Raw genomic sequence first — 23336 nt, 5'->3', positions numbered from 1 at the left:
CCCAGGGGGGACCCTTCATGCCCGACCAGTACCAGACACACCAGCCCGTACTGCAGTTGGACCAGCTCGTCCGCACCCACGGCAGCGGCGCCACCGAGGTGCACGCCCTGCGCGGCATCAACCTCTCCGTGTACCCGGGCGAACTCGTCGCCGTCATGGGCCCGTCCGGCTCCGGCAAGTCCACGCTGCTCACCCTGGCCGGCGGACTCGACACCCCGAGCAGCGGCCGGGTCGTCGTCGAAGGCACCGACATCACCACGGCGAGCCGCAAGCAGCTGGCCGCGCTGCGCCGCCGCAGCATCGGGTACGTCTTCCAGGACTACAACCTGATACCCGCCCTCACCGCGGCCGAGAACGTGGCCCTGCCCCGTGAACTCGACGGCGTCTCCGCCCGCAAGGCCCGGACCTCCGCCCTCGCCGCGCTGGAGGAGATGGGCCTGGGCGAGCTCGCCGACCGCTTCCCCGACGAGATGTCCGGCGGCCAGCAGCAGCGCGTGGCCATCGCCCGCGCCCTCGTCGGCGACCGCCGCCTGGTCCTCGCCGACGAACCCACCGGCGCCCTCGACTCCGAGACCGGCGAGTCCGTCCTCGCCCTGCTGCGCGCCCGCTGCGACGCGGGCGCGGCCGGGATCCTGGTCACCCACGAACCGCGGTTCGCGGCCTGGGCTGACCGCGTGGTCTTCCTGCGCGACGGCACCGTGGTCGACGAGACCCTGCGCAGCCGCGCCGACTCCCTCCTCTCGGGGCAGGCGGCCGGCCAGTGACCTTCTCGCTCCAAGGCCGGTACCACTCCTGGGTCGCGGCCCTGCGGATCGCCCGCCGCGACGCCTGGCGCGCCAAGGGCCGCAGCGCCCTCGTCCTGTCGATGATCGCCCTGCCCATCGTCGGGGTCAGCGCCGCCGACCTGACCTTCCGCAGCGGCGAGCTGACCGTGGAACAGCAACTGACCCGGAAGCTGGGCGGCGCCGACGCGCGGCTGGACTCCTCGCACATGGGCACGGCCATCTACCAGGAGCCGACGGGCCCCGGCTACGCGCCCGTCGGCGGCTACGACACCTACTCCCCCTCCAAGGGGGGCGAGGCCGACCCCGATTCGCTCACCAAGGCGGTCCCGCAGGGCGCGCAGTCCCTCAAGGACAGCCGCGCCTACGCCAAGATCCACACTGCCCACGGGGTGCTCGGCATCGACTTCCGCGAACTCGACGTGCGCAGCCCGCTGACGGCGGGCCTGATCACGATCGACCGCGGCCGGCTCCCCGAGGGCGCGGGCGAGGTCATCGCCACCAACGCCTTCCTCGAGCACTCCGGCCGGTTCGTCGGCTCCTCGGTCACCCCGCGCGGCGGCACCGCCTCGTACAAGATCGTCGGCGCCTACGAGCTGCCCTCCGACCTCGGGAAGGACGAGATCATCGCCCCGCCGGGGACCCTGATCGGCCCGCTCGACACGGCCCTGCAGGCTTCCGGTGCGAACGGCGTACGGGCCCAGGACTCCTACCTCGTCAAGGTCGGCGGCGACGGTTTCACGTGGAACATGGTCAAGGAGGCCAACACCAAGGGCGTGACCGTCCTCTCCAGAGCCGTCATGCTCGACCCGCCGGCCGACTCCGAGGTGCCGCTCTACCAGCAGCAGCCCAAGGAGCAGTTCGAACTCTCCGGCAGCACCCGGGCCACCGAACTGGCCGTGCTGGCCACCGTCGTCGGCCTCGCCATGCTGGAGATCTGCCTGCTCGCCGGACCGGCCTTCGCCGTGGGCGCCCGCCGCTCTCGCCGCCAGCTCGGACTGGTCGGGGCCAACGGCGGCGACCGGCGGCACATCCGCTCCATCGTGCTCTCCGGCGGCCTGGTCATCGGCGCGGCGGCAGCCGTCATCGGCACCGCCATCGGGGTGGCCCTCACGATCGGTCTGCGCCCGCTCCTGGAGGAGTTCCTCGGCAAGCGCTTCGGCGGCTTCGAGGTACGGCCGCTGGAACTGGCCGCCATCGCGCTGCTCGCCGTCGTGACCGGCCTGCTGTCCGCGATCGTCCCGGCGTTCACCGCGTCCCGGCAGACCGTGCTGGCCTCGCTGACCGGCCGCCGCGGGGTCCGCCGCGCCAACCGGATCCTGCCCGTCCTCGGCCTGCTCGCCGTCGCGGGCGGCGCCGCGATCGCCCTCGGCGGCGTCGCCTCGGGGATGGGATCCACCGTCGTGGCCGGCGGCAGCGCCATCGCCGAGCTCGGCATCGTCGCCCTCACCCCGGTCCTGGTCGGCCTCTGCGGGCGGCTGGGGCGGTGGCTGCCGCTGTCGCCGCGGCTCGCGCTGCGCGACGCCGTGCGCAACCGGGGGCGTACGGCACCGGCCGTGGCCGCCGTACTGGCAGCCGTCGCCGGCACCGTCGCGGTGGCCACCTACGAGCACAGCCGGGACCTGCAGAACCGGCACGAGTACGTCGCCTCCTACCCGTACGGCTCGGGCATGGTGACCGTCAACGACAACGCCGACCACAAGGACGTGCCCGCCGTACGCGAAGCGCTCGCCAAGGAGTTTCCGCTGGCCGTACGGGCGGACGTGGACCGGATCGTGGTGGGCAGGCCCGGCTGCGACGGCTACAGCACGGAGCAGGACTGCGGCCGGGCGGAGCTCATCACGCCCAAGGAGCAGCGCTGCCCGCTCTACGAGGCCCCCAACGGGCCGGCGTCCTTCACCACGGAACAGGCCCGGGAGCTGCGCAACGACTGGCGGTGCGTGGAAGCCCGGTTCGGCAAGGCGAACGCCACCGTCGTCGCCGACGAGAAGCTGCTGACCGCACTGGCGGTCACCGACCCGGGTGCGGTCTCCGCCCTCAAGGCGGGCCGGGCGGTCTCCTTCGACAGGCGCAACGTCAAGGACGACAAGGTCACCATCCGCCTGATCACCGACGAGGAGAAGGCCCAGAGCACGGGGGCGCGCAACGAGGAGCCGCCGGGCGAGGACAAGGTCTTCGCCGCCTACCAGGTGCCCGAGGGCGTCTCGGGCTACGGCCTCAAGGTGGTGCTGCCGCCCGACACGGCCAAGAAGGCCGGGCTGACGACCGCGGCGTTCGGCTCGTACTTCACCCTCGACGGGACGGCCACGACGGAGCAGCGGCAGCGGCTGGACGGCACGTTCGATCAGATCGGGGTGGACGCCGGCGTGGAGATCGAGGTGGGCTACCAGGGCAACAACGACCTCGTCCTGCTCATCCTGACCGTCTTCGCGGGCCTGGTCACCATCGGCGCGGCCGGTATCGCCACCGGGCTCGCCCAGGCCGACGCCGAGGCCGATCTGAAGACCCTGGCGGCGGTCGGCGCGGCCCCGCGGGTCCGGCGGACGCTCAGCGGCTTCCAGTGCGCGGTCGTGGCCCTGATGGGGGTCGTGCTGGGCTCGGCGGCCGGGGTGCTGCCCGCGGTGGGCCTGCGGCTCCTCGAGCGGCGGGATCTGGAGCGCCTCTACGAGAACGGCATCGCCATGGGTCACGTCGGCTCCGAGGGCCCCGGGGCGTACGTCCCGATCGCCGTGCCGTGGGAGACCCTGGGCGCGCTGATCGTGCTCGTGCCGCTGGGCGCGGGGCTGCTCGCGGCGCTGGTGACCCGCTCGGGCGGGGCGCTCGCGCGACGCGCCGCCGGATAGCACACGCGGAGTAACACAGTGCCTCCGTACAGGGTGGATCACGCCTGTACGGGGGCACACCGTGTGAGTACGCAGGTGTGCGAGAGAATGACGGCATGGAGATGCCGAGGAGTGAACGGTCGCAGGACAGCCCCCCGCACGGCCTGATCGTGGGGCAGGACGGGATGCCGGTCGGCGGCGCCGATGACGAGTCGCGCGAGGTCCCGGTGACGGAGATGGTCGAACAGCCCGCCAAGGTCATGCGGATTGGCAGCATGATCAAGCAACTCCTGGAAGAGGTACGCGCCGCGCCTCTCGACGAGGCGAGCCGGGTCCGGCTCAAGGACATCCATGCCGCCTCGGTGAAGGAGCTGGAGGACGGTCTGGCCCCGGAGCTCGTGGAGGAACTGGAGCGCCTGTCCCTCCCGTTCACCGAGGAGGCCATCCCCTCGGAAGCCGAACTGCGCATTGCCCAGGCGCAGTTGGTGGGCTGGCTGGAGGGCCTCTTCCACGGCATCCAGACGGCCCTGTTCGCGCAGCAGATGGCGGCGCGGGCCCAGCTCGAACAGATGCGCCGCGCACTCCCGCCGGGCGCTTCCCACGACGACGAAGACGACGGCCACCACGGAGCGGTCCGCTCGGGCCCGTACCTCTAGCCACTGAACCCGGTGGGGCTGGACGATTCCAGCCCCGCCTGGGGGTCCCCCCGGACGGAGTCTGGGGGAGTTTGAGGCGTGGGGTCTGGGGCGGAGACCCGGGTCTTGAACGCCGGCGGGCAGACAAGCCGCAGGTAAGCAGGGCTCCCCGCCATGGACATGGCCACGCATACTCTGGGGCATGAGCTACGACGCCATCGTGCTGGCCGGCGGCGCCGCGCAGCGACTCGGCGGGGCCGACAAGCCCGCGCTGAGCGTCGGCGGCCGCCCCCTCCTCGACCGCGTCCTCGACGCGTGCACCGACGCCCGGACCACCATCGTGGTCGGCGGCCGCCGCCCCACCGCCCGCCCGGTCCACTGGACCCTCGAGGATCCCCCCGGCGGCGGACCTGTGGCCGCGCTGGACGCCGGACTGCGGCGGACCACCGCCGAGCTGGTCCTCGTCCTCTCCGCGGACCTGCCCTTCCTGGACCGCGGGACCGTACGGGCCCTGCTGACCGCGCCCGGCGGACACGAGGGCGCCCTGCTGCGCGACCAGGACGGCCGGGACCAGCCGCTCATCGCGGTATACCGCGGCGAGCCGCTCCGCCGCGAGCTGGCCCTCCTCGCCACCGAACACGGCAGCCTCGCCGGGCTCCCGCTGCGCGCCCTCACCGCCGAACTCGACCTCACTCGCGTCGCGGCACCGCCGTTCGCCTCCTTCGACTGCGACACCTGGGACGATCTCGCCTCCGCCCGCGCCCGGATCAGGGAGCATGGAACCGTGCTGGACCAATGGATCACCGCCGTCAAGAGCGAGCTGGGCATCGACCTCCCCGTCGACGTCAAGGCCCTGCTTGACCTCGCCCGTGACGCCGCCCACGGCGTCGACCGCCCCGCCGCACCGCTGACCACCTTCCTGGTCGGCTACGCGGCGGCGCGGGCCGAGGCCGCCGGGGCCGACCCCGCCCAGGCCGTCGCCGAGGCCTCCCGCAAGGCCGCCGACCTGGCGCTGCGCTGGGCGGCCGAGGCGAACGCCGCCGACTCCCCCGCCGCATCCCAAGAGAACGGCTCCGGATGACCCCCGCCAACCCCGCCGACCAGGCCCTCGACGAGGCCCTGGCCCTGGTCAGCCGCACCCCGGACGGGGGCGGCGGCGCCGGCGGCGTCCACCGCGCCTGCCCCTGGCCGCGGGCTCGGGACACGGCTGCCCGCGCCGGTGACGGAGTGCGGGCCCACACCCGCCAGGTCCCGCTCGCGGACGCCCTCGGCGAGGTGCTGGCCACGCCCCTGGACGCCCTGACCGACCTGCCGTCCTTCGACACCTCCGCCATGGACGGCTGGGCCGTCGCCGGTCCCGGCCCGTGGAGCGTCCGCGCCGGCGGCGGGGTGCTGGCCGGCTCCGGGCGGCCCGACCCCCTCGCGGACGGCGAGGCCGTACGGATCGCCACCGGCGCCCGGATCCCCGCAGACACCACCGCCGTCATCCGCAGCGAGCACTGCCGCGAGAGCGGCGCCCAGCTCTTCGCCGACCGGCCCGTCCTCACGGGCCAGGACATCCGCCCGCGCGGCCAGGAGTGCCGCTCCGGCGACCTGCTGCTGCCCGCCGGATCCCTGGTCACCCCCGCCGTGCTGGGCCTCGCCGCAGCCGCCGGGTACGACGGGCTGACCACCCGGCCCCGTCCCCGCGTGGAGATCCTGGTGCTCGGCGACGAGCTCCTCACCGAAGGCCGCCCGCGCGACGGGCTGATCCGGGACGCGCTGAGCCCCATGCTCGGCCCCTGGCTCACCCGGCTCGGCGCCGAGGTCATCGGCACGCGGCGGCTCGGCGACGACCCCGCCGGGGCCGAAGCCCTCCTCAAGGCCGTCACCACCTCCTCCGCCGACGTCGTCGTCACCACCGGCGGCACCGCCTCCGGGCCGGTCGACCACGTCCACCCCGTGCTGCGCCGGGCCGACGCCGAACTCCTGATCGACGGCGTCGCCGTACGCCCCGGCCACCCGATGCTGCTGGCCAGGATCGGGAACCGGGCCGACGGCCGGCACCTGGTCGGGCTGCCCGGGAACCCCCTCGCCGCCGTCTCCGGGCTGCTGACGCTGGCCGAACCGCTGCTGCGCGCCCTCGCCGGCCGCCGCCCGCGCCCCCGCTACACGGCGACGGTCCAGGGCGACGTACCGGGCCACCCGCACGACACCCGGCTGGTCCCGGTCCTGCTGAGCGGCGAGCACGCCCAGCCGCTGCGCTTCAACGGTCCCGCGATGCTGCGCGGCGTGGCCGCCGCCGACGCGCTGGCCGTCGTACCGCCGCACGGCGCGCGGTCCGGGCAGGAGCTGGAGATCCTCGATCTGCCCTGGGCCTCCGGAGGATGTTTCACGTGAAACTGCACGGCCACGACGCCATGGCTCGGGGAGCCGACGAGAAGCTCGTCTCCCGGCGCATCAAGCTGCCCAAACGGATCGTCGAGCAGCCCCTGCGGCAGGTCACCAAACGCCTGTTGATGGCCCTCTTCGTGCTCTTCCTCACGGTCCTCATCGTGTGGCTCGACCGCGACGGCTACCACGACAACGCCAACGAGCAGGTCGATCTCCTCGACTGCTTCTACTACGCCACCGTGACCCTGTCGACGACCGGCTACGGCGACATCGTCCCGTACAGCGACAGCGCGCGACTGATCAACATCCTGCTGATCACCCCGCTGCGCGTGCTGTTCCTGATCATCCTGGTCGGTACCACCCTGGAAGTCCTCACGGAGCGGACGAGGGAAGAGTGGCGGCTGAGCCGCTGGAGGAAGAACTTGCGTGAGCACACCGTGGTCGTCGGCTTCGGCACCAAGGGCCGCTCGGCCCTGCAGACGCTGCTGGCCACCGGCCTCAGCAGGGACCAGGTCGTCATCGTCGACCCGAGCGCCAAGGTGATCGACATCGCCAACGCGGAGGGCTTCACCGGCGTGGTCGGCGATGCCACCCGCTCCGACGTCCTGCTGCGGGCCGAACTGCAGAAGGCCCGGCAGATCGTCATCGCCACCCAGCGGGACGACACGGCGGTGCTGGTCACGCTGACGGCGCGGCAGCTCAACCGCGGCGCGAAGATCGTCGCGGCGGTGCGCGAGGAGGAGAACGCTCCGCTGCTGCGCCAGTCCGGCGCGGACGCGGTGATCACGAGCGCGAGCGCGGCGGGCCGGCTGCTGGGCCTCTCGGTCCTCAGCCCGAGCGCGGGCACCGTGATGGAGGACCTGATCCAACAGGGCAGCGGCCTCGACCTCATCGAACGGCCGGCCACCCGGTCCGAGGTCGGCAAATCGGTGCGCGAGACGACCGACCTGGTCATCAGCGTGCTGCGCGGGCACCGGCTGCTGGCGTACGACGATCCGCATGCGAGCCCGATCCAGCTGACGGACCGTCTCATCACCATCGTCCGTGCGACGCCGCCGACTTCACCGCCGGTGACACTGCCCTCCGCCGAGTAGATCGCGTAGCCTCCGGGCCATGCATGCGATCACCATCGAGCAGCCCGGCGGTCCCGAGGCCCTCGTCTGGAGCGACGTACCCGATCCGGTGGCGGGCGAGGGCGAGGTCCTCGTCGAGGTCGCGGCGAGCGCCGTGAACCGCGCCGACGTCCTCCAGCGCCAGGGGTTCTACGATCCCCCGCCCGGCGCCTCGCGCCACCCCGGCCTGGAGTGCTCCGGGCGGATCTCCGCGATGGGGCCGGGGGTGTCCGGCTGGTCGGTGGGCGACGAGGTGTGCGCCCTGCTGGCGGGCGGCGGCTACGCGCAGAAGGTGGCCGTCCCGATGGGCCAGCTGCTGCCGGTCCCGGCGGGCGTGGACCTGGTGACGGCGGCCGCGCTGCCCGAGGTCGTCGCGACCGTGTGGTCCAACGTGTTCATGGTGGCGGGCCTGTGCCCCGGCGAGACCCTGCTGGTGCACGGCGGGGCCAGCGGGATCGGGACGATGGCGATCCAGCTGGCGAAGGCGGTGGGCGCGACGGTCGCGGTGACGGCCGGCGGCCCGGAGAAGCTGGCGCGCTGCAAGGAGCTCGGCGCCGACATCCTGATCGACTACCGCGAGCAGGACTTCGTGGCGGAGCTGCGGGCGGCGACGGGCGGGGCCGGGGCGGACGTGATCCTGGACATCATGGGCGCGAAGTACCTGTCCCGGAACGTGGAGGCCCTCGCCGTGAACGGCCGCCTGGCGATCATCGGACTCCAGGGCGGGGTGAAGGCCGAACTGAACCTCGGCGCGCTGCTGTCCAAGCGGGCGGCGATCACCGCCACCTCCCTGCGGGCGCGCCCGCTGGAGGAGAAGGCGGCGATCGTGGCGGCGGTACGGGAGCACGTGTGGCCGCTCGTGTCGGCGGGCCGGGTGCGCCCGGTGGTGCACGCGACGTTCCCGATCGCGGAGGCCGCAGAGGCCCACCGGGTCATGGAGTCCGGCAGCCACGTGGGCAAACTCCTGCTCACGGTCTGAGCTCGGCGGGGGCCCGTCCAGGCAGGCCGGCGGGGGTGGGTGAGGCTCCGCGCAGCGGAACCCGCACCCACCCCCGCCCCGCCGGACGGCTACAGGCTGCGCAGCAGAACCGCCGGGGATTCGACGCAGTCGGCGACGTAGCGGAGGAAGCCGCCCGCCGTGCCGCCGTCGCAGACCCGGTGGTCGAACGTCAGCGACAGCTGGACGACCTGCCGCACGGCCAGCTCCCCGCCGTGCACCCACGGCTTGGGGATGATCCGGCCGACGCCGAGCATCGCCGCCTCGGGGTGGTTGATGATCGGCGTGGAGCCGTCGACCCCGAACACCCCGTAGTTGTTCAGGGTGAAGGTCCCGCCCGTCAGGTCCGCCGGCGTCAGCTTCCCGGCCCGCGCCAGCTCCGTCAGCCGGGCGAACTCCGCCGACAGCGACTCCGGGTTGCGGCTCTGCGCGTCCCGGACCACCGGGACCATCAGGCCCCGCTCGGTCTGCGCGGCGAAGCCCAGGTGCACGGCCGGCAGCCGGACGATCTCCTTCGCCTCGAGGTCCACGGTGGAGTTGAGCTCCGGGTAGCGGGCCAGCGCGGCCGTGCAGATCCGCGCCAGCAGGGCGAGCACCGAGATCTTGGGACCGCCCGCGGCGTTCATCGCCGCCCGGGCCGCCATCAGCTCGGTGGCGTCCGCGTCGACCCAGCAGGTCGCGTCCGGAATCTCCCGGCGGCTGCGCGACAGCTTCTCGGCGACCGCCCCGCGCACCCCCTTGAGCGGGATCCGCTCGCCCTGCGCCACGGATGCGGCAGGGGCCGCCACGGGTTCCGGCGCGCGCAGCGCCGACAGCGCCGCCTCGACGTCCGCCCGCAGGATCAGCCCTTCCGGACCCGACCCGCGCAGCGCGCGCAGGTCGACCCCGTGGTCCTTGGCCAGCTTCCGCACCAGCGGCGAGATCACGGGGACCGGACCGGCCGGACCGGCCGCGGCGGGTGCCGCGGCCGGCACGGTGACCGGCGCTGCGGTCGGCGCCGAGACCTCGGCGGTGACGGGTCGCACCCGTCGCCGACGCGCCGGGCGCGAGTGGTCCGTGCCGTAGCCGATCAGGGGCCGGGGCACGTTGCCGGAGCCTTCGGCTTCGGCCGCCGGGGCCTCCGGGAGCGCCTCCGCCCCCACCGCCACGGTGATCAGCGGGGCCCCGACCGGAAGCTCCTGCCCCTCCTCGCCGAAGCGGGCGGTGACCACACCGCCGTACGGGCAGGGCACCTCCACCATCGCCTTGGCCGTCTCGACCTCGACGACCGGCTGGTCGATGGCGACGACATCGCCCACCGCCACCAGCCAGCGCACGATCTCGGCCTCGGTCAGGCCCTCACCGAGGTCGGGCAGCTTGAATTCCATGACCTGCGGCATCAGTTCTCCCACTGCAGGCGGGCCACGGTGTCCAGGATCCGGTCCACACCGGGCAGGTGGTACTTCTCCAGCATCGGCGGCGGGTACGGGATGTCGAAGCCCGTCACCCGCAGCACCGGCGCCTCCAGGTGGTGGAAGCAGCGCTCCGTCACCCGGGCGGCGATCTCGGCGCCCGGTCCGCCGAAGCCGGCGGCCTCGTGGACGACCACCGCGCGCCCGGTCCGGCGTACGGACTCCACGACGGTGTCCTCGTCGAACGGGACCAGCGAGCGCAGGTCCACGACCTCCAGGTCCCAGCCCTCCTCGCGCGCCGCCTCGGCCGCCTCCAGGCACACCGGCAGCGAAGGCCCGTACGTGATCAGCGTCGCGCTCGTGCCCGCCCGCCGGACCAGGGCCTTGCCGATCCCCGGCACCGCCGCCGGGGCCTGAGGCGACCAGTCGGCCTTCGACCAGTAGAGCCGCTTGGGCTCCAGGAAGACCACCGGGTCGTCGCTCGCGATGGACGCGCGCAGCAGCCCGTACGCGTCCTCGACCGTCGCCGGGGTCACCACGTGCAGGCCGGGCGTCGCCAGGTAGTACGCCTCGGAGGAGTCGCAGTGGTGCTCCACCCCGCCGATCCCGCCGCCGTACGGCACCCGGATGGTGATCGGCAGCGGCATCGCGCCCCGCGTGCGGTTGCGCATCTTGGCCACGTGCGAGATCAGCTGCTCGAAGGCCGGGTACGCGAACGCGTCGAACTGCATCTCCACGACCGGCCGCAGCCCGTACATGGCCATGCCGACCGCCGCGCCCAGGATCCCCGCCTCCGCGAGCGGGGTGTCCGTACAGCGGTCCTCGCCGAACTCCTTCGCCAGCCCGTCCGTGATCCGGAAGACCCCGCCCAGGGCCCCGACGTCCTCGCCCATGACGTGGACCGTGGGGTCCTCGGCCATCGCGTCGCGCATCGCGCGCGTCAGGGCCTGGGCCATCGTCGCGGGCTTGCCCGCCGCCCTGGCCGACTTCTCCGCCACCGTGGTCATGCGTCTCCCTCCGCGTCCAGCTCGGCGCGCAACAGGGCCGCCTGCTCGCGCAGCCGGCCGGTCTGCTCCGCGTACACGTGCGCGAAGAGGTCCATCGGGTCCAGCACCGGATCCGCGTTCATCCCCTCGCGGAGCGAAGCGGCCATCGTCTCGGCCTCGTCGCGCGCCTCCTGGATGCCCGCCTCGTCGAGGATCCCGCGCGCGGTCAGCTCGCGCTCCAGCAGCTCGACCGGGTCGTGCGCCTTCCAGGCCTCGACCTCGGCGTCGCCGCGGTAGCGGGTGGCGTCGTCGGCGTTCGTGTGGGCCTCCATCCGGTACGTGACGGCCTCGATCAGGGTCGGACCGCCGCCGGCCCGGGCCCGCCGGACGGCCTCGGTCAGCACCTCGTGCATCGCCGCGATGTCGTTGCCGTCGACCAGCCGGCCGGGCATCCCGTAGCCCACGGCCTTGTGGGCCAGCGTCGGGGCGGCGGTCTGCTTGGCGAGCGGGACGGATATCGCGAAGCCGTTGTTCTGCACGAGGAAGACCACCGGCGCCTGCCAGACGGCGGCGAAGTTCAGGGCCTCGTGGAAGTCGCCCTCGCTGGTGCCGCCGTCGCCGACCATCGCCAGGGCCACGACGTCGTCGCCGCGCAGCCGGGCGGCGTGCGCCAGCCCCACCGCGTGCGGCAGCTGGGTGGCGAGCGGGGTGGACAGCGGGGCTATCCGGTGCTCGCGCGGGTCGTATCCGGTGTGCCAGTCGCCGCGCAGCAGGGTCAGCGCCTGCACGGGGTCCAGGCCGCGCGCCACGGCCGCGAGGGTGTCGCGGTAGCTCGGGAAGAGCCAGTCCTGCTCCTCGAGGACCAGCGCCGCCGCGATCTCGCAGGCCTCCTGGCCCACGGTGGACGGGTAGACGGCGAGCCGCCCCTGCTTGGTCAGCGCGGTGGCCTGCGCGTTGTAGCGGCGGCCGCGCACCAGCTCGGCGTAGCAGCGGCGCATCAGCGCGGGGTCGAGCCGGTCGGCCGCCGGCGTGCCGAGGACCCGGTAGGGCTCGGCGTCCGGCAGCAGCGGCGCGGCGTCCGTACGGGGCCTCCAGGCGGGCGGCGGGGTGGGACGGTGGGATGCACCGGCACCGGGCAGCTCTTGGACCGTCATGGCGGCGTACACCTCCTCGTGGGAAGCGGGCAGGGCGACGGCTCGGGTGTGAGGCGCCTCACCTACCGATTGTTCGGTTGTCCGCGCAATTTGGCTACAGGCGGCTCCAGGCTGTGGACAAACTGGCGCCGGGGCCCTGGTATGGATGCAGGACGTCCAGGAGAGGGAGGCATCGGGCAATGCCGGATGAACAAATGGCCGGAGCGGGTTCCGGACCGGTTCCCCCGGGGGGCACCCCTGGGCAGATCAATCCGCTGGCGCCGGCACCTTCCGTTCCGCCCCGCCCCCTGGACCCGATCGACCGGTCGATCATGCGGCTGCTCCAGGCGGACGGCCGCGCGTCCATACGGTCGGTCGCCGAACAGGTCCACGTGTCCCGCGCCAACGCCTACGCCCGCATCAACCGGCTCATAGACGACGGGGTGATCCGGGGCTTCACGGCCCGCGTCAACCACGAACGGGCAGGCCAGGGCGCCTCCGCCTACATCACGCTGAAGATCGTCCAGAACTCCTGGCGGACGGTCCGCGAGAAGCTCCGCGAGCTCCCGGGAGCCGCGCACATCGCCCTGGTCAGCGGAGATTTCGACGTCCTGCTGCTGGTGCACACCCCGGACAACCGCACCCTGCGCGAACTGGTACTGACCCGCCTCCAGTCCATCCCGGAGGTGCTGTCCACGCGCACCCTGCTGGTCTTCGAGGAAACGGATCTCCTGGACCCGGGCCCGGGCCCGTCCGGACCCCCGGCACTCGCCGAGGAGTAGGCCGTACGTGCGACAGCGCCCCGGGAAGGGCCTGGAGGCCGTTCCCGGGGCGCCGTACGTCTCACGTCCACCCGACGGGGGTCAGCGGACCGTCCGCAGGCCGTCGAGGGCCATGTGCACCACCGCGTCCGCGAGCTGGTCGGGGCCCGTCCCGGGGTGCGGGCGGTACCACTCGACCAGGGAGTTCACCATGCCGAAGAGGAGGCGGGTGGCGAGCCGGATGTCCACGTCCGCCCGCAGGTCACCGTCGTCGGCGGCGGCCTTGAGGAGCTCCGCGACCTGGTGATCGAACTCGCGGCGGCGTTCCAGGGCCCAGCGCTCGGTGCGGGTGTTTCCGCGCACGCGCAGCAGCAGGGTCACGTACGGCAGCTCGCCGACGAGCACCTCCACCGTGCGGCGCGTGACGTACTCGACGCGCTCGACCGCCCGCCCCCGTACCGCGCCGGGCTCCTCCAGGACGGCGAAGAGCCCGTCGAGGGCGCGGCTCACGGCCCGGCGCAGCAGCTCCTCCTTGCCCGCCACGTGGTGGTAGATCGAGGACTTCGAGATGCCGGCGGCCTTGGACAGGTGCTCCATCGAGGTGCCGTCGTAGCCGCGCTCGTTGAAGACCTGGACGGCGACCGACAGGAGCGTCTCGGGGGTGTAGGTGTCCCGCTTCGCCGTCGTCATTCGCTCTCCCCCGTCTCGTCTTCTTCTTCCCCCGCGGCGTAACCCAGCCTGAACAGCGCCAGCGACGGCGCGTACCGCCCGCCGGGACAGCGCTCGTCGAGGTGGTGGAGCAGGTCGTAGGCCCAGTCCCGGCCCAGCCGGTCGTGCCATTCGGCCGGTCCCAGCGGGTAGTTGACGCCGAGCCGCATCGCCGTGTCGATGTCCTCGGCGGAGGCCACGCCGCGCGCGACCGCGTCGGCCGTGAGGTCGATCAGCATCGCGACCGTCCGGGCGACGATCATGCCGGGGACGTCGCCGATGACGGAGACCTTCTTGCCCAGCTTCTGGAACAGGCCGACGGCCTCGGCGAGCGTCCGCTCGCTCGTGTCCTCGCTGACGGAGAGCGCGATCCGGGTGGCCCCCCGGTAGTCGAAAGCGAGGTCGAAGTAGACGACGTCCGCGAACTCGACGGAGGTCTTCCCGTCCGCGAGCACCAGCTGCCCCTCGCCGGGCAGCTGGATGTACGGGCCCCCGTGCCCGGCGGCGGTGACCGCGATCCCGGCCTCCTCCAGCAGGTCGGCCAGCTCGGCCGCGGGCCCGAGGTCGCCGACCACGGTGACCTTGGCCGGGGCGTCCTCGGGGGCGGCGGTTTGCGGCTCCGGGAGCACGGCGTCCGGGCCGTACGGGAACCAGCCGTGCCCCGACTTGCGGCCGAGGCGGCCCGACTGGACCAGCCGGCGCTGCGCGAGGGAGGGGGTGAACTTGGGGCTGCGGAAGAAGGACTCCCACACCGAACGGGTCACGGCCTCGTTGACGTCCTGGCCGATCAGGTCGGTCAGCTGGAACGGGCCCATCTTGAAGCCGCCGCTCTCGCGGAGCACGGCGTCGATGGTGGCCGGGTCGGCGCCCTGCTCCTCGTACACCGAGAAGGCCTCGGCGTAGAAGGGGCGGGCGATCCGGTTGACGATGAAGCCGGGGGTGTCGGCGCAGCGGACCGGCGTCTTCCCCCAGCCGAGGATCGTGCGGTACGCGCGCTCGGCGGCGGCCGGGTCGGTCGCGAAACCGCTGATCACCTCGACGAGGGGGAGCAGCGGGGCCGGGTTGAAGAAGTGCAGGCCGAGGAAGCGGCCGGGGTGCGCGAGACCGGCGGCGAGCTCGGTGACGGAGAGCGAGGAGGTGTTGGTGGCCAGCAGCGCGTCCGGCGAAACCACCTCTTCGAGTGCGGCGAAGAGCGCCTGCTTGACCGTGACGTTCTCGACCACGGCCTCGATGACGAGGGCGGCCCCGGCGAGGTCCGCGAGGACACCTGCCGAAGCGATTCGGCCGATCGCATCCTCGGCCTCGGCGCGATCGAGGCGGCCCTTGGCGGCCATCCGCTCGACACGGTCCTGCACGAAGCCGACGCCGTCGGCGGCCAGGGCCGCGTCGATGTCGTAGATCAGCACGCGGTGACCTGCGAGAAGGGCGACCTGGGCGATGCCCTGGCCCATGGTGCCCGCGCCGATGACCGCCACAGTGCGGGACCGCTCGATTGCTGTCATGTCCTGATCCTCCCGCACCGACTTATCCACAGGTCTGCCGGGCCCTCTTGTCCCGACCGATCGTTCGGTTACTCTAACTCCAGTCTGCTGTTCTTCGCCCGGCTCAACGAGGAGTTGGTCCCTGATGGCCGCCGAGCTCACCGTCCCCCAGCTTTCCGCCAAGCACCGGCCCACCCTGGACCAGGCCCTGTCGGTGATCCGCAGCCGTGCCTACTGGTCCCCGCATCCCGAGCACCCCAAGGCGTACGGCGAGACCGCGCCGGCCGACGGGCTCGCCGCCTTCGAGGCCGTCCGCGGCACCCGGCTGGACCTGGGGCAGCCCGGCACCGACGGCTGGACGGGCGCCGAGGTGTCCCCGTACGGCCCGGAGCTGGGCGTCGAGTACCCGCACGTGGACCCGGACGTGCTGCTGCCCGCGATGAAGGCCGGCATGGCCGCCTGGCGGGACGCCGGACCGGAGGCCCGCGCCGTGGTCTGCATCGAGATCCTGTCGCGGATCGGCGCCCGGACGCACGAGTTCGCGCACGCGGTCATGCACACCAGCGGCCAGGCGTTCATGATGGCGTTCCAGGCGGGCGGACCGCACGCGCAGGACCGCGGCCTGGAGGCGGTGGCCTACGCGTACGAGGAGCAGACGCGAGTCCCCGGGCAGGCCGACTGGTCGAAGCCGCAGGGCAAGCGGGACCCGCTGGAGCTCGGCAAGACCTTCACGGCGGTCCCCCGCGGCATCTCCCTGATGATCGGCTGCAACACCTTCCCCACCTGGAACGGCTACCCGGGCCTGTTCGCCTCGCTGGCCACCGGCAACCCGGTGCTGGTCAAGCCGCACCCGCGGGCCGTCCTCCCGCTGGCGCTCACGGTCCAGGTGGCCCGCGAGGTCCTCGCCGAGGCCGGCTTCGACCCGAACCTGGTGGCGCTGGCCGTGGAGCGGCCGGGCGAGGGCATCGCCAAGACCCTCGCGCTCCGCCCCGAGATCAAGCTGATCGACTACACCGGGTCGACGGAGTTCGGCGACTGGCTGGAGGCCAACGCCCGCCAGGCGCAGGTCTACACCGAGAAGGCCGGCGTCAACACGGTGGTCGTGGACTCCACGGACAACTACAAGGGCATGCTGTCGAACCTCGCGTTCTCCCTCTCCCTCTACAGCGGCCAGATGTGCACCACCCCGCAGAACCTGCTGATCCCGCGCGACGGCATCGCCACCGACGCCGGGCACAAGACGTACGACGAGGTCGTAGCCGACCTCGCCGCCTCGGTCGGCGGCCTGCTGGGCGACGACGCGCGGGCCAACGCCCTGCTCGGCGCCCTGGTCAACCCGGACGTCAAGGCGAGGCTGGAGGCGGCGGCCTCACTGGGCGAGGTCGCGCTGGCCTCCCGCGAGGTCGTCAACCCGGAGTTCCCGGACGCGGTGGTCCGCACGCCGGTGATGGTGAAGCTGGACGCCTCCAAGCCCGACCCGGACGCGGCGTACCTCTCGGAGTGCTTCGGCCCGGTCTCCTTCGCGGTGGCCGTGGACTCCACGGCGGACGCGCTGGAGCTGCTGCGCCGCACGGTGCGGGAGAAGGGCGCGATGACGGTGGGCGCCTACACGACGTCCGCGGACACCGAGCGGGCGATCGAGGAGGTCTGCCTGGAGGAGTCCGCGCAGCTCTCGCTGAACCTGACCGGCGGGGTGTACGTCAACCAGACCGCGGCGTTCTCGGACTTCCACGGCTCGGGCGGCAACCCGGCGGCCAACGCGGCCCTGTGCGACGGCGCGTTCGTCTCCAACCGCTTCCGCGTGGTGGAGGTCCGCCGCCAGGCCTAGGGGACATCGCCGAGCAGCACGGGTAGCGGGCCGACTTCGGCCGTCCGATCGGCACGGACGGCCGAAGCCGAACCGTCCAGGTGATGTACCTGCGACACCTGGCGGGGCACGGGCACCCGGGCGGTGCCGGTGGGATTCCAGAGGATGGCCGCATCGGAGCCGTCCCGGTCGAGCCGGCACTGCCAGACGCCCTCCGGCAATCCGGCGGCCAGGCCGCTCCCGCACGAGCGGATCCGCGCCCCGTGCACCCAGCGGCGCGCCTCCTCCACGTGCAGGGCCGCGGCCGTCGGCGGCTGCCCCTCGGGCTGCATCACGATGGGGATCTTGGTGCCTCCCCAGTTGTAGAAGTACATGCGCTGGTAGCGCGCGTACAGGCCGACGAGAAAGAACCGGACCGCGTACGCCGACGCCGTCGGCTCGTCGAGCGGCTTCTGGAGCGGAATCTCGTACGTGGTGCCCGTACTCCACACCGGGGGATGCGCACCACCCCGGTGAAACGCGCGGTCGATCTCCGCGGCCAGGCCCAGCATCTGCTCGGGCGGGTCCTCCGCGCTGCGTTGATACAGCTTGACCCCGGCCACATCGCAGTGGTCGTAGCCGCGCAACCGCGCGAAGCGCTCGAGCAGTTGCCGCCCCTCGTCCTCCCAGAGCCGGCCCATGGACGGGCAGACGACCGTCGCGTCGGGATCGGCGGCGTCGAGGACGGCCTTCGCGGTACGCGTCATCTCGACCAGGGTCTCCGGGCTCCCGCTGAAGTACCGCGCGTCGTTGCCCATGACCCACAGCTCATAGGCCGCGATCCGCCCCCGATAGCGTCCCGACACCGCCGCGACGAAGGCCTTCCAGTCCGCGAGGTCATCGGGCGGGCTGGTCCGGGAACCGTCGTCGTACGCCGTGCGCGGACCGTTCGGACTCGCCCACGCGGGGGTGCCCCCCATCGTGAACAGCACGGGGAGCCCGGCCCGGTTGGCGCCGTCCACGAGCCGGTCGAGAATCGACCAGTCGAACTCGCCACGCTTCGACTGGATGTTCGACCACCGGGTCCGGCTGTCCCACAGCCTGACCGTGTCGACCTGGAAGGTCGGCATCGCACCCGTCGAGGAGTTGAGCGTCACCCCGAACATCCGGTCGGGCACGGCGGTCGGCGCCTGGCTCCACGCGTCGACCGCCAGACCGCGGCCGGAAGACCCGGTCGCCGGCACCGGCCGGGGCACCCGCCCGGACCCGCCCAGCGCGACCACGCAGAGCACGAGCAGCGCCAAGGAGATGACGGCCGGCCTCAGGCCGGGGTGGCGGCTCCGCGCGGAGGACTCCTGCTCGGGGGCCTCGGCCTGAGCCGGCGCCGGGACCGGGAGCAGGGCCAGGGGCTGAGGCGGAGGCGGAGGCGGAGGCGTTTCCGTCGTGGATAAGGAGGGCGCCGACAGGGAAGCGGCCGCCCAGTACCGATACAGATCAGACAATTCCCGGGAACTCGCGCCGCAAATCCGGGCTATGCGTTCGGCCGTACCGAATTCCACGGGAACGATAATTCCCCGGCAATAGCGATGGACCGACGAGCGGCTCATATGCGCTTTGCGGGCCAGGGCCTCGAAGCTCAGCCCCCGCCGGTCCTTCAATTCCGTCAGCAGGTCCGCGAACCGCCGCCGATCCGACTCACCCAAGGCAGATCCCCCCTCCGCGCCGGACATCCGTCCCAGGGCGCGGTATCTCCGCAGGTCAAGATGGCCATACCATCCCAGGCTCCCAGCCTAGTCCAATCCGTTGCGGCGGCGCCGGGAATTGACACAGGCTGTGTCCAAGCGAAATGCACCACCACGGAGGGGAAACCGAAATGTCTCTGCTCAAACTGCGCCGCTCGGCGCGGTCGGTCACCGTTGTCGCAGCCATGGTCGCCGGTCTTTTCCTGACCGCGGCACCGTCCGCGAGCGCCGCGACGGAGGGAATCACGGGAGGGTGCGAGTGGTACGGCTGCGGAACGCTGAACAACACCACCGGGCGCGGCCTTTACGCCACCCTGGAATGGGGGAACAACGACAACGACCGCTGGGCCAACGCCCGCTACGTTCCGTCCGGGACGTCCCTCGGCGGCAACGGGACCGATGTCGACGGCGTGTACATCTCCGGTGGCTGCTCGGTCAGCGGCGTGATCTACGGGGGCGCCTACAACTACCCGGTGGTCTGGTACAGCGGATGGCACAAGATCAAGACGAACGAGACCGCTTCCCTCTGGGGAATCAACTGCTAGACAGCGGTCGGTCCGCCCCAGTGGAAGAGGGTCATGGCAACCGAGGTCGCCAGGTTGTAGCTGGAGACCTGCGGGCGCATCGGCAGGGACACCAGATGGTCGGCTCGTTCCCGCAGCTCGGGTGAGATGCCGTGGCGCTCCGAACCGAAGGCGAGCAGCGCGTCGTCCGGGAGGGTGAGGGTGCGGATGTCCTCACCCTCCGGGTCGAGCGCGTAGAGCGGCCCGGGCGGCAGTTCGTCCAGCCCGAGGCGCTCGACGGTGGTGGCGTAGTGCAGCCCGGCCCCGGCCCGGACCACGTTCGGATGCCAGGGGTCGAGGTCGCCGCGGGTGACCACGCCGGTGGCGCCGAAGCCGGCGGCGAGGCGGACGACGGCTCCGACGTTGCCGAGGTTGCGGGGGTTGTCGAGGACGACGACGGGCGCGGGGCGCGGCAGCCGGCGCAGGGCCGCGAGACCCGCCGCCCGGTCGGGCCGTACGGCCAGGGCCGCGACCCCGGTGGGGTGCACGCGGGCCAGCAGCCCCTTCAGCGGCGCCGCCCGCACGAGCCGGGCCACGTCGGCCTCGACGTCCGGAGCCAGCTCACCGGCGAGCGCCCGTACGGCGCCGGGATCCTCGGCGACGGCCATCCGCACCTCGGCCCCGAACCGCAGGGCGTGCTTCAGCGCGTGGAACCCGTCCAGCAGCACGAGCCCGTCCTGCCCGACGGCTTCCCGCCACTGCCGCACGACCTCTTCGGGGCTCTGCTCGTCACTCATGTCTCCGAACCCTACGGTCCCGGCCCGCAGGGCTGCGCGGCGCTGCCCCGCGCCCCGGTCAGCCGGGGAGGGCCGGGCTCGGCTCCGCGGGGGCCGGGGCCGGCGCAGCCGCGCTCCGCGCGGGCCGCAGCGCGGCGACCCTGGCTCCCAGCCAGACCAGGAACACCGTCGGCAGAAAGACCGCGTCGGCGGCGATCATCGCCAAGGAGAAGAACGGCAGCCCCAGCAGCACCGCGATCCCGGCATGCTCCAGCATCATCACGGCCAGCAGCACGTTCTTGATCCGCCGGTTGAACACCGTGAACGGAAACGCCACCTGCACCGCCACCGTCCCGTAGGACAGCAGCATGACCATCGTCCCGCTGCTCGCGAGCAGCGCGGACAGCCCCGGCCACGGGGTGAAGTAGTCCAGCCCGAGCGGGTAGTACAGCGCCGTCCCGTCCTGCCACCGCGATCCCTGGATCTTGTACCAGCCCGCCGTCGCGTAGATCAGGCACACCTCCGCCATGATCACCAGCATTCCGGCGTTGTGCAGCAGGTTGGCCAGCACGTCCAGGGCCGCCCGGCCCTCCCCGTCCTCCTCGTACCGGTCCACCAGCCACCACAGCCCGCAGACCACCCACACCGCCGCGAACGCCGACAGCCAGCCCGCGCTGAAGCGCCCGGTCACCGCCCCGTACGCGAACACCAGACCCGCCGCGGCCCACAGCACCGGCCCGGCGGCTCCCGCGGAAGCCGATCCCCGCAGCCGGGACCGCCGCGCGTCCAGCGACCACACCTGCGCGCACCGGGTCAGCACCAGGTAGACCGCCATCAGGTGGATGACGTTGTCCCCGCCGTCGCCCATGAACACGCTGCGGTTCTGCAGCGAGAGCACCCCGACCATGAACAGCACGGACATGGCCCGTGTCCGCCAGCCCAGCAGCAGCCCCACGCTCGCCAGCACGGCCACCGCGTAGACGATCTCGAAGCACAGCCTCGAGTCGGACCACATCAGGACCGTGAAGGCCCCGTTCGAGGCGGTCAGCCGTTCCGCCAGCGCCCAGCTCCACGGCCCGTCCGGCCCGTAGAGCTCGCCGCGGTGCGGGAACTCGCGCAGCAGGAAGAAGAGCCAGGTCCCGGCGAAGCCGATGCGGATCACGGCGCTCTGGTACGGGCCCATGGCCTGCCCGGTGACCTTCGCCAGAGCGGTTCTCACACCGTCCACCACGGCAGCTCCCGGTAGTACGTCTCGGTGTCGGTCGTCTCGTCGCTCCACTTCGGCGCGGCCACGGCCGTCGTCGCCGAGCGCAGCTGGATCCGCAGGATGTGCCCGCCGGGATGGGCCGGGGCGAGCCGGTTCACCGCGATCCGCCGCAGGTACTGCTCGGACAGCTCACCGCGCTCGCCGTTCGGCTTGTTCTCCTCGTCGTGGGAGCCGGTGAAGAAGTCCCAGGCCCGGCGGAGCTCGTTCTGCTCCGTGTGGCTCGGCAGCAGGCTGTGCCGGATGGCCGCGCCGTCCTCGGCGCTCAGGTTGCGCCAGTCGGTGGTGACGAGCTCGCCGCCGGCCGTACGTATCTGCGCGCGCACCTCCACCGCGATGTTCTGCTGCAGCGGGTTGGGCGCGAAGAGCTTCCAGTTCTGTTCGAACTCGGGGTAGATCCAGTCGTCCACCGTCCGCGCGTGCTGCTTGCTGACCGTGTTGGACGGGGCGACGTGCAGGAAAACGAACGCGAGATGCCCGCAGGCGGCCACGGCGACGGCCCCGAGGGCCAGCGCGACGACCACCCGGTAGGGGGAGGAGAGACCCGCGATTCCGGGTGCCCGCGGGGGCGGGGGAGCGGCCCCCGCGGCGGGCTCCCGCTCGTTCGAATCCATCCCGCCCCGATCGTCCGGCATCCACAGGGTTGACCTCAGAGGTTGACACCCTACGGGCCGCCGACTCACCATTGAAGAGGATGAACCGAACGATCGGTCGGTCGGTTGGCCGGACGGTCGGCCGACACACGCAGGCAGGGGACCGCGATGGTGGCAGTGACCCCGGAGACGGGGCCGGAAACGGCCCTCGGGACAGACGGGACGGATGGCACAGGCATGGATGCTGACCTGGGCGCACAGCTCGCGGCGGCGTTCGACGCGGCCGTCGCGGCGGAGGAGCGCGTGGAGCCGCGCGACTGGATGCCCGAGGAATACCGCGCCTCCCTGGTGCGTCAGATGGCCCAGCACGCCCACTCCGAGATCATCGGCATGCAGCCCGAGGCGAACTGGATCACGCGGGCGCCCTCGCTGCGCCGCAAGGCGATCCTGATGGCCAAGGTGCAGGACGAGGCCGGCCACGGGCTGTACCTCTACAGCGCCGCGGAGACCCTGGGCACCAGCCGCGACGAGCTGCTCGACAAGCTCCACGCGGGGAAGCAGAAGTACTCCTCGATCTTCAACTACCCCACCCTGACCTGGGCGGACGTCGGCGCCATCGGCTGGCTGGTGGACGGCGCGGCGATCACCAACCAGGTGCCGATCTGCCGCTGCTCCTACGGCCCGTACGCCCGCGCCATGGTCCGGATCTGCAAGGAGGAGTCCTTCCACCAGCGCCAGGGCTTCGAGCTCCTCATGACCCTGTCCAAGGGCACCGAGGCGCAGCACGCCATGGCCCAGGACGCGGTCGACCGCTGGTGGTGGCCCTCGCTGATGATGTTCGGCCCGCCGGACGACGAGTCGGCGCACTCGGCGCAGTCGATGGCCTGGCGGATCAAGCGGCACTCGAACGACGAGCTGCGCCAGCGGTTCGTGGACATCGCCGTCCCGCAGGCGGAGGCCCTGGGCCTGACGCTGCCCGACCCGGACCTGAAGTGGAACGAGGAGCGCGGCCACCACGACTTCGGCGCCATCGACTGGGCGGAGTTCTGGAACGTGCTCAAGGGCAACGGCCCGTGCAACGAGCAGCGCCTCAGCCAGCGGCGCACGGCACACGAGGAAGGCGCCTGGGTACGCGACGCGGCCGCGGCGTATGCGGAGAAGCAGGCGGCACACGCCGAAAAGAACGAGGAGGCACGGGTATGACGCAGAACTGGCCCCTGTGGGAGGTGTTCGTGCGCTCGCGGCGCGGCCTCTCGCACACGCACGCGGGAAGCCTGCACGCCCCGGACGCGGAGATGGCCCTGCGCAACGCCCGCGACCTCTACACCCGGCGCGGTGAGGGCATCTCCATCTGGGTGGTGCCCTCCACCGAGATCACCGCCTCCTCGCCGGACGAGCGCGACCCCTTCTTCGCCCCGTCCGCCGACAAGCCCTACCGGCACCCGACCTTCTACGACATCCCGGAGGGGGTGAGCCACCTGTGACCAGCAC

21 protein-coding genes and 1 pseudogene are annotated in these 23336 nt (G+C 72.6%); 12 read left to right on the top strand and 10 right to left on the bottom strand.

The annotated features are described in order from the left end of the window. The first annotated feature begins 17 nt into the window (after positions 1–17). The 7 genes from JIW86_RS21235 (at position 18) to JIW86_RS21205 (ending at position 8703) form a co-directional block, all read left to right on the top strand. On the top strand, positions 18–764 hold the full coding sequence (locus tag JIW86_RS21235) for an ABC transporter ATP-binding protein (protein ID WP_257555448.1): 747 nt from the start codon (positions 18–20) through the stop codon (positions 762–764). A gap of 101 nt (positions 765–865) precedes the next feature. Further along, positions 866–3625 carry an FtsX-like permease family protein gene (locus JIW86_RS21230; protein ID WP_257559383.1) on the top strand — a complete coding sequence of 920 codons (2760 nt, stop codon included), beginning with the start codon at positions 866–868 and terminating at the stop codon, positions 3623–3625. A 95-nt stretch (positions 3626–3720) separates the two neighbouring features. Continuing rightward, positions 3721–4260, top strand: coding sequence for a bacterial proteasome activator family protein (locus tag JIW86_RS21225; protein WP_257555447.1), 540 nt, complete (start codon positions 3721–3723; stop codon positions 4258–4260). Between the two features lie 181 nt (positions 4261–4441). Beyond that, positions 4442–5320, top strand: coding sequence for a molybdenum cofactor guanylyltransferase (locus JIW86_RS21220; protein ID WP_257555446.1), 879 nt, complete (start codon positions 4442–4444; stop codon positions 5318–5320). Next, positions 5317–6618: a molybdopterin molybdotransferase MoeA gene (locus tag JIW86_RS21215; protein ID WP_257555445.1), complete on the top strand. Its 1302-nt coding sequence runs from the start codon at positions 5317–5319 to the stop codon at positions 6616–6618. Before JIW86_RS21220 ends, JIW86_RS21215 begins: the two co-directional genes overlap by 4 nt. Beyond that, the gene (locus JIW86_RS21210) at positions 6606–7706 is read left to right on the top strand and encodes a potassium channel family protein (protein WP_257555444.1); all 1101 of its coding nucleotides are present in this window, start codon (positions 6606–6608) and stop codon (positions 7704–7706) included. Before JIW86_RS21215 ends, JIW86_RS21210 begins: the two co-directional genes overlap by 13 nt. Before the next feature lie 19 nt (positions 7707–7725). Continuing rightward, complete coding sequence (locus JIW86_RS21205) at positions 7726–8703, top strand: NAD(P)H-quinone oxidoreductase (RefSeq protein ID WP_257555443.1); 978 nt, start codon at positions 7726–7728, stop codon at positions 8701–8703. Between the two features lie 89 nt (positions 8704–8792). Here the strand turns inward: JIW86_RS21205 and JIW86_RS21200 are convergent, their stop codons facing one another. From JIW86_RS21200 to pdhA, 3 genes are read right to left on the bottom strand one after another with little or no spacing between them, the layout of a single operon-like run. Next, positions 8793–10100: a dihydrolipoamide acetyltransferase family protein gene (locus JIW86_RS21200; RefSeq protein ID WP_257555442.1), complete on the bottom strand. Its 1308-nt coding sequence runs from the start codon at positions 10098–10100 to the stop codon at positions 8793–8795. Continuing rightward, positions 10100–11119 (bottom strand): alpha-ketoacid dehydrogenase subunit beta, encoded by a 1020-nt coding sequence (locus JIW86_RS21195; RefSeq protein WP_257555441.1) that lies wholly within the window; start codon positions 11117–11119, stop codon positions 10100–10102. The genes JIW86_RS21200 and JIW86_RS21195 overlap by 1 nt, the downstream gene beginning before the upstream one ends. After that, a complete protein-coding gene (pdhA, locus tag JIW86_RS21190; RefSeq protein ID WP_257555439.1) occupies positions 11116–12252 on the bottom strand; it encodes a pyruvate dehydrogenase (acetyl-transferring) E1 component subunit alpha in 1137 nt (378 codons plus the stop codon). Before pdhA ends, JIW86_RS21195 begins: the two co-directional genes overlap by 4 nt. 179 nt (positions 12253–12431) lie before the next feature. On the opposite strand from pdhA, the gene JIW86_RS21185 reads away from it, so the two are divergent. Beyond that, positions 12432–13013 carry an Lrp/AsnC family transcriptional regulator gene (locus tag JIW86_RS21185; RefSeq protein ID WP_215145045.1) on the top strand — a complete coding sequence of 194 codons (582 nt, stop codon included), beginning with the start codon at positions 12432–12434 and terminating at the stop codon, positions 13011–13013. Positions 13014–13094: 81 nt separating this feature from the next. On the opposite strand, the gene JIW86_RS21180 is transcribed toward JIW86_RS21185, so the two are convergent. After that, a complete protein-coding gene (locus JIW86_RS21180) occupies positions 13095–13682 on the bottom strand; it encodes a TetR/AcrR family transcriptional regulator (RefSeq protein ID WP_215145042.1) in 588 nt (195 codons plus the stop codon). Then, complete coding sequence (locus JIW86_RS21175; RefSeq protein ID WP_257555437.1) at positions 13679–15202, bottom strand: 3-hydroxyacyl-CoA dehydrogenase; 1524 nt, start codon at positions 15200–15202, stop codon at positions 13679–13681. Before JIW86_RS21175 ends, JIW86_RS21180 begins: the two co-directional genes overlap by 4 nt. A gap of 124 nt (positions 15203–15326) precedes the next feature. Between JIW86_RS21175 and paaN the strand changes: the two genes are divergently transcribed. Continuing rightward, positions 15327–17009 carry a phenylacetic acid degradation protein PaaN gene (paaN, locus tag JIW86_RS21170; protein WP_257555435.1) on the top strand — a complete coding sequence of 561 codons (1683 nt, stop codon included), beginning with the start codon at positions 15327–15329 and terminating at the stop codon, positions 17007–17009. On the opposite strand, the gene JIW86_RS21165 is transcribed toward paaN, so the two are convergent. Next, positions 17006–18271, bottom strand: a complete 1266-nt coding sequence (locus JIW86_RS21165; protein ID WP_257555434.1) for a beta-galactosidase — start codon at positions 18269–18271, stop codon at positions 17006–17008. The two genes, paaN and JIW86_RS21165, sit on opposite strands and share 4 nt — an antisense overlap. A gap of 204 nt (positions 18272–18475) precedes the next feature. Further along, positions 18476–18697, bottom strand: a pseudogene (locus JIW86_RS42200) (helix-turn-helix domain-containing protein); the annotation flags it as partial. Between the two features lie 143 nt (positions 18698–18840). Between JIW86_RS42200 and JIW86_RS21160 the strand changes: the two are divergent. Then, positions 18841–19254: a hypothetical protein gene (locus JIW86_RS21160; RefSeq protein WP_257555433.1), complete on the top strand. Its 414-nt coding sequence runs from the start codon at positions 18841–18843 to the stop codon at positions 19252–19254. Here the strand turns inward: JIW86_RS21160 and JIW86_RS21155 are convergent. Genes JIW86_RS21155 through JIW86_RS21145 form a run of 3 tightly spaced genes read right to left on the bottom strand, consistent with a single transcriptional unit; the run spans position 19251 to position 21866 of the window. After that, a complete protein-coding gene (locus tag JIW86_RS21155; protein WP_257555431.1) occupies positions 19251–20009 on the bottom strand; it encodes a TrmH family RNA methyltransferase in 759 nt (252 codons plus the stop codon). The two genes, JIW86_RS21160 and JIW86_RS21155, sit on opposite strands and share 4 nt — an antisense overlap. Positions 20010–20067: 58 nt before the next feature. Continuing rightward, entirely contained in the window at positions 20068–21171 is a 1104-nt protein-coding gene (locus JIW86_RS21150) for an HTTM domain-containing protein (RefSeq protein WP_257559382.1), read from the bottom strand. 32 nt (positions 21172–21203) lie between these two features. Continuing rightward, on the bottom strand, positions 21204–21866 hold the full coding sequence (locus JIW86_RS21145) for a DUF5819 family protein (RefSeq protein ID WP_257555429.1): 663 nt from the start codon (positions 21864–21866) through the stop codon (positions 21204–21206). Positions 21867–22013: 147 nt separating this feature from the next. On the opposite strand from JIW86_RS21145, the gene paaA reads away from it, so the two are divergent. Continuing rightward, the gene (gene paaA, locus JIW86_RS21140; protein ID WP_374199283.1) at positions 22014–23048 is read left to right on the top strand and encodes a 1,2-phenylacetyl-CoA epoxidase subunit PaaA; all 1035 of its coding nucleotides are present in this window, start codon (positions 22014–22016) and stop codon (positions 23046–23048) included. After that, positions 23045–23329, top strand: coding sequence for a 1,2-phenylacetyl-CoA epoxidase subunit PaaB (paaB, locus tag JIW86_RS21135; RefSeq protein ID WP_030009045.1), 285 nt, complete (start codon positions 23045–23047; stop codon positions 23327–23329). Before paaA ends, paaB begins: the two co-directional genes overlap by 4 nt. Positions 23330–23336: the final 7 nt, after the last annotated feature.

The sequence above is a fragment of the Streptomyces sp. NBC_00162 genome, from assembly GCF_024611995.1.
GTDB lineage: Bacteria > Actinomycetota > Actinomycetes > Streptomycetales > Streptomycetaceae > Streptomyces.
This window is presented reverse-complemented; position numbering and strand designations above follow the sequence as displayed.